At 44.5% G+C, this 6131-nt stretch carries 7 protein-coding genes; all 7 read right to left on the reverse strand.

Annotated elements, in window-relative coordinates:
- On the reverse strand, positions 1-365 hold a 365-nt coding region (gene hisI / locus QZ735_RS06975; RefSeq protein ID WP_294246074.1), incomplete at its 3' end, for a phosphoribosyl-AMP cyclohydrolase.
- Positions 362-1114 (reverse strand): imidazole glycerol phosphate synthase subunit HisF, encoded by a 753-nt coding sequence (hisF, locus tag QZ735_RS06980; RefSeq protein WP_294246077.1) that lies wholly within the window; start codon positions 1112-1114, stop codon positions 362-364. The genes hisI and hisF, both read right to left, overlap by 4 nt.
- A 300-nt stretch (positions 1115-1414) precedes the next feature.
- Positions 1415-2128 (reverse strand): 1-(5-phosphoribosyl)-5-[(5-phosphoribosylamino)methylideneamino]imidazole-4-carboxamide isomerase, encoded by a 714-nt coding sequence (gene hisA, locus QZ735_RS06985; RefSeq protein ID WP_294246080.1) that lies wholly within the window; start codon positions 2126-2128, stop codon positions 1415-1417.
- Position 2129: 1 nt separating this feature from the next.
- A complete protein-coding gene (gene hisH, locus QZ735_RS06990) occupies positions 2130-2708 on the reverse strand; it encodes an imidazole glycerol phosphate synthase subunit HisH (protein WP_294246082.1) in 579 nt (192 codons plus the stop codon).
- Positions 2708-3802 carry a bifunctional histidinol-phosphatase/imidazoleglycerol-phosphate dehydratase HisB gene (hisB, locus tag QZ735_RS06995; protein WP_294246085.1) on the reverse strand — a complete coding sequence of 365 codons (1095 nt, stop codon included), beginning with the start codon at positions 3800-3802 and terminating at the stop codon, positions 2708-2710. The genes hisH and hisB overlap by 1 nt, the downstream gene beginning before the upstream one ends.
- A complete protein-coding gene (gene hisC, locus QZ735_RS07000) occupies positions 3799-4827 on the reverse strand; it encodes a histidinol-phosphate transaminase (protein ID WP_294246088.1) in 1029 nt (342 codons plus the stop codon). Before hisC ends, hisB begins: the two co-directional genes overlap by 4 nt.
- Positions 4824-6107 carry a histidinol dehydrogenase gene (gene hisD, locus QZ735_RS07005; RefSeq protein WP_294246090.1) on the reverse strand — a complete coding sequence of 428 codons (1284 nt, stop codon included), beginning with the start codon at positions 6105-6107 and terminating at the stop codon, positions 4824-4826. The genes hisC and hisD overlap by 4 nt, the downstream gene beginning before the upstream one ends.
- Positions 6108-6131: the final 24 nt, after the last annotated feature.

Raw genomic sequence — 6131 nt, forward strand, 5'->3', positions numbered from 1 at the left:
TTTTCATCGATTCTCCGGCTGATCTTTTCTTCCAGTTCATATAAAAATCCTTTGGAATCCTGATCCCCGAAACAGCTGAAGCTTCCGGTATGGCAGACTACGTTTTCAGGAACGGCTTTAATCAGAATCGTATCCCGGTCGCAATCGATGGAAATGCTTTTTACGGTTACAAAGTTTCCGGACTCCTCGCCTTTTGTCCACAGCCTGTTTTTCGATCGGCTGTAGAAAGTTACGGTTTCTTCCAGCTTTGTTTTTTCAAAAGCTTCTTCATTCATATAGCCCAGCATCAATACTTGTAATGTCCTATCATCCTGGATAATGACAGGTACCAGACCATCCGGGTTTTTATCAAAATCAATATTCATCGTATTGCAATTTTTCTAGTTTTTAAATTATTTTTCAGATCCCGGATCCTGATTTCCCCGAAATGGAAAATGCTTGCCGCTAAAGCTGCGGTTGCTTTTGTTTGGGTAAAAACGGCTTCAAAATCTTCCGTTTTGCCCGCACCTCCGGAGGCAATGACCGGAATCTGTACATTTTCAGAGATCATGCCGGTGATCCTGATGTCAAATCCGTTTTTGGTACCGTCGCCGTCCATGGAGGTCAGGAGGATTTCGCCGGCGCCCAGTATTTCGGCTCTCTTCGCCCAATCCAGCGTCTTCAGTCCGGTACGTTCCCGGCCTCCTTTTATATGCACATAATCTGTACCGTTGACCTGTCTGGTATCAATGGCAACGACGACACACTGGCTGCCGAAGGTTCCGGCGAGTTCTGAAATCAGCCCCGGGTTTTTAACCGCAGACGAATTGATGCTGACCTTATCCGCTCCTGCATCCAATAGCTTCCGTACATCTTCAACCGACGAAATACCGCCGCCCACCGTAAAAGGAATGCTGAGCTCACAGGAAATCCTCCGTACCAGTTCGGCAAAGGTTTTCCGTTCTTCAATTGTGGCTGTGATATCCAGGAAGACGAGTTCATCCGCACCTTCGTTTTCGTACCTTTTGGCGAGTTCAACAGGATCACCGGCACTCCGTAACCCTTCGAAATTGATTCCTTTTACGGTGGTTCCGTCTTTTATATCCAGGCAGGGAATGATTCTTTTTTTTAGCATTTTTTAATGGGTTATAAAAGTTTAAGGTTTTAGCCACAGATCATTTATTTAATTAATTGGAACAAAATTAATTTCACACAGATGACACAGATTATGGTGTTGAATAAGTTTTGGCTAAAACCGTTTTATTTTCGTGTTATTCTAAACGGGTTTTAACCCGTTCCTATTGATCATCGATCCTCTTGCTATTTATTACGAAAATCTTCGATTTTCTTCTTCTTTGATCTAAAATATATGTCATATAAATAATTTAAATCTCATTTAGTTTATGTGGTAAAAAACCTTTTGTAACTTTTGCGGTTAAATAAATGGCTGTAATTCTCCCAGAGAAATTCTTCCTTCATAAATCGCTTTTCCGATGATCGTACCGGAACAGCCGATTTCCTTCATCTTCTTCACGTCGTCGATACAGGAGATTCCTCCGCTTGCAATTAAATTAACTTTTGTTTTATTTACGATTTCAGTATACAATTCATCGGAAGCGCCCTGAAGCATCCCGTCTTTTGCAATATCTGTACAAATGACGTTTTCAATTCCTTTTTCACGGTACTGAAGGATAAAATCGATCACATCAAGTCTGCTTTCTTCCATCCAGCCGGAAGTTTTGATTTTCCGGTTCTCACAATCGGCTCCGAGGATGATTTTTCCGGGACCGTATCTCTGAATGAGCTCGTTGCAAAACACGGGATCCTGAACGGCTATACTTCCGATCGTAATTTGTGCTGCTCCTGAATTAAAGGCTGTTTCAATATCCTGAAGGGTCTTCAGTCCACCGCCGAAATCAATAGTAAGGGAAGTTTCACCGGCAATTCTCTCCAGTACTTTCTGATTGACAATATGCCTGGATCTGGCACCGTCCAGATCCACCAGGTGAAGGTACCTGATGCCATAGCTTTCAAACTCTCTGGCCACCTCCACCGGATTTTCATTGTATATTTTCTGGGTTGCGTAATCACCTTTTGAGAGACGGACACATTTTCCGTCGATGATATCGATAGCAGGAATAATTTTCATTTTAAAGTTTTAAAAAGTTCTCTAATAATCTGCTTCCGGCCGATCCCGATTTTTCCGGATGAAACTGCATGGCATAAAAATTATCTTTCTGCAGGGAAGCACTGAAGGGCAGAATATAATCGCAGACAGACGTGGTATATTCGGACAGTTCACAGTAGTAGCTGTGCACAAAATACACGTCATTATTTTTTTCACAACCTGCGAAAAGATGTGATCGTACTTCTGCAACCGTATTCCAGCCCATATGAGGAACGATATCTGCAGGCGGAAACCTTTTTACGGGGATATCAAAAATTCCCATCCCCCTGGTATTTCCTTCTTCGTTACTGCCGCACATCAGCTGCATCCCGAGGCAGATTCCCAAAACGGGTTGCTGCAATGAAGGGATCAGGAGGTCAAGGCCACGCTCCCTCAGGTTGTGCATGGTTGAAGATGCTTCGCCCACACCGGGAAAAATCACGTGATCCGCATTCCTGATGGTGTCGAAATCATCGGTGATGACTGATTCAGCGTTAAGTCTGCGGACTGCATTCTGTACGGAGTTTACATTTCCGCCGTTGTATTTGATAATGGCAATCATTATAAGCTTCCTTTGGTTGATGGCAGGTTAAAATTCAGATCAGAGCGGTTCACCGCCATTTTAGCGGCTTTGGCAAAGGCTTTAAAGACAGATTCGATCTTGTGGTGTTCATTTTCGCCTTCCGCTTTGATGTTGAGATTGCACCTTGCCGAATCGGTAAATGATTTGAAGAAATGATAAAACATTTCGGTAGGGACATCACCGATTTTTTCACGCTTAAAATCCGCCTGCCACACCAGCCAGGGACGGCCTCCGAAATCCAGGGCCACCTGCGCCAGGCAATCGTCCATCGGAAGCAGGAATCCATAGCGTTCAATTCCCTTTTTCTTTCCCAATGCTTTCAGAAACGCTTCACCCAATACAATTCCGGTATCTTCAATCGTATGGTGCTCGTCAACCTGCAGATCGCCTTTTACCTGAATTTTCAAATCCAGGTTGCCGTGCCTTGAAATCTGTTCCAGCATGTGATCGAAAAAATGGAGCCCGGTTGAAATTTCAGAAATTCCGCTCCCGTCGAGGTTAATTTCAATTTCAATCCCGGTTTCATTGGTTGTCCGTGATACTGTGGCTTTCCTGGGAATCTGTTTCAGATACCGGTAAATATCCTGCCAGCTGACGGTCGTCAGAACAGCATCATCATGCGCTCTGTCACCGACCAGGATAGCCTGTGCTCCCAGATTCTTGGCCAGCTGAATATCCGTCAGGCGATCACCGATCACAAATGAATTTTTAAGGTCATAGTCTCCGTAGATGTATTTTCCCATCATTCCGGTTCCCGGCTTGCGCGTCGGCAGATTTTCATGCTCAAAACTTTTATCAATTAAAACTTCACTGAAAACAATCCCTTCATTTTCAAACGCTTTCAACATTTTTTCCTGAGGCTTCATGAAGTCTTCAAAAGGAAAGCTTTCCGTCCCCAATCCGTCCTGATTGGTCACCATTACGAGTTCAAAATCCAGTTCTTTTGCAATGGCGGACAGATTCCGGAACACCCCGGGATAAAATTCCAGTTTTTCCAGCGAATCCACCTGGTAATCCACCGGCGGTTCCATAATTAAAGTTCCGTCACGGTCTATAAACAATACTTTTTTCATACGATGGTTTTTAAGGTTTGAATCAACCGGATGTTTTCTTTCCGGCTTCCGGCATTGATCCTGAGGCAGCCCGGGATTTTAGGATCTCTTTTACTGGTCAGGATTTCATTTTCCAGTAAGATAGTATATACTTTTTCCACGTTATCAAATTCAGTAAGAAAGAAATTGGCGTCGCTCGGATATACTTTCCTGACACATGCCAGCTGTTGAAGTTCGCGATTCAGCCATGTCATTTCTGTTACTGTTTTTTTGATCCGCTGTTCTATCGAATCCCAATTGTCCATCTCCCCTATGACTTTATTTAAACTTAAGGAATTAACGTTATACGGAGCTTTAACGGTATTGATGAATGCAGTAATTTCCCTGGAAGCATAAGCCGTTCCTACTCTTGCCCCGGCCATTCCCCAAGCTTTGGAAAACGTCTGCAGAACAATGAGATTGGCATATTTTCCCAGCAGGTCTGTACAGGACCGCTTATCTGAAAATTCAATGTACGCTTCATCCACCACTACGATTCCCTTAAAGTTCTGAATATAGAATTCGATGTCTTCAACCGAGTTTCCGGTCGGATTATTGGGCGAGCAGAGAAAGAAGACCTTTGGCTGTCTTTCATTCACTGTCTTTAGAAAATCCTCTTTTTTAATCCCGAAATTTTCGTCAAGGTCGAGCGTAAGGACAGTGTTTCCATTCACGGAAGCATAAAATCCGTACATCGCGAACGAAGGGTTCATGGTCAGGACCGCCTCTTTTCCGGGTTCACAAAACACTTTGATAATGAGGTCAATCAGTTCGTCACTTCCGTTTCCTATGGCAATCTGGTCAGCAGGAATACCTTTCAGTACAGATAATTTCTGCTTGAGTTTTTTCTGGGTCGAATCCGGATAACGGTTCAGCTCACCGAAAGGACTTTCATTCGCATCCAAGAAAACCGGGTTTTCAAACTCAGTCATATCCCTGAAACTAAGGTACGGCTGAAGCTCAAGGATATTTTTGCGTACCAAGCTGTTGATATTAAATTCTTTCATTTTTTTTCTTTTAATCGGATGCTAACGGCATTTTTATGGGCAAACAGCCCCTCTGCATCTGCCATAGTTTCTATGGTTGTACCTAAATTTCTGAGTCCTTCTGCCGAAAGTTCCTGAAATGTAATTTTCTTCACAAAACTGTCCAGGGATACACCGCTGTAATTCCTGGCAAAACCGTTGGTAGGAAGCGTATGGTTGGTTCCGCTGGCGTAATCCCCGGCACTTTCGCAGGAATAGTTTCCCAGGAAAACAGAACCTGCATTCTCTATTCCGGATATATACTGTTCAGCATTCCCCAGGGCCAGGATCAGGTGTTCAGGAGCATATACATTACTGAATTCCAACATTTCTTCTACCGTTTCCATCAGGATGAAGTGGCTGTTTTTCAATGCCGCTGCCGCCAGTTCATTTCTAGGCAGCAGAGCCAGCTGTTTTTCTGTTTCTTTTACTGTTTCCCGGAGGATTTTCTCATCTGTGGTAAGGAAAATAACCTGGCTGTCGCTTCCGTGCTCTGCCTGGGAAAGCAGATCGGCGGCACAGAAGGCAGGAACCGCCTGTTCATCGGCCATCACCAGTACTTCGCTGGGGCCGGCAGGCATATCAACGGCTACCCTGTACTGCTGGGCAAATTCTTTTGCAGCCACAACATACTGGTTTCCCGGGCCAAATATTTTATACACCGCAGGAATGCTTTCCGTTCCCAGTGTCATAGCTGCAACCGCCTGGGCACCTCCGGTCCTGAATATTTCGGTGACGCCGCAGAGCTTTGCCGTATAGAGAATGGCAGGGTGGATTTTTCCGTCTTTACCGGGCGGTGTGCACAGGATAATTTCCCGGCAGCCGGCCAGTCTGGCAGGTATGGCCAGCATCAGGACCGTAGAAAACAGCGGCGCCGTACCTCCCGGGATATAGATCCCCACTTTCCCGATGGCCCTGTTTTCACGCCAGCAAACCACTCCTTTTATGGTTTCGGTCTTTTCATCCTGCGGAATCTGGGAAGCGTGGAATTTTTCAATATTCTCTTTTGCCTGAAGAATTGCTGACTTCAATACCTTATCCACCAGGATTTCAGCCTCATTTATTTCCTGCTCTGAAACGCTGATGCTTTCAACTTCGGCATTGTCGAATTTCTTATTGAATGCAATCAAAGCCCGGTCACCCTTTTCAGAGACTTCATCAAATATTCCGGCTACGGTTTCCGTCAACTTTTCCCTTTTCAGGACAGGCCTTTGTACCAGTTCTGTCCAGATTTCTTTCTTCGGGTATTTACTGATTTTCATGCTATATTACCATTTTATCAATTG

Source organism: uncultured Chryseobacterium sp. (assembly GCF_913776365.1).
Lineage (GTDB): Bacteria > Bacteroidota > Bacteroidia > Flavobacteriales > Weeksellaceae > Chryseobacterium.

What these genes read in the sequence shown, in the direction of transcription:
- hisF (WP_294246077.1), bottom strand. Translation starts at nt 1,114, where the DNA reads ATGCTAAAAAAAAGAATCATTCCCTGCCTGGATATAAAAGACGGAACC.
- hisA (WP_294246080.1), bottom strand. Translation starts at nt 2,128, where the DNA reads ATGAAAATTATTCCTGCTATCGATATCATCGACGGAAAATGTGTCCGT.
- hisH (WP_294246082.1), bottom strand. Translation starts at nt 2,708, where the DNA reads ATGATTGCCATTATCAAATACAACGGCGGAAATGTAAACTCCGTACAG.
- hisB (WP_294246085.1), bottom strand. Translation starts at nt 3,802, where the DNA reads ATGAAAAAAGTATTGTTTATAGACCGTGACGGAACTTTAATTATGGAA.
- hisC (WP_294246088.1), bottom strand. Translation starts at nt 4,827, where the DNA reads ATGAAAGAATTTAATATCAACAGCTTGGTACGCAAAAATATCCTTGAG.
- hisD (WP_294246090.1), bottom strand. Translation starts at nt 6,107, where the DNA reads ATGAAAATCAGTAAATACCCGAAGAAAGAAATCTGGACAGAACTGGTA.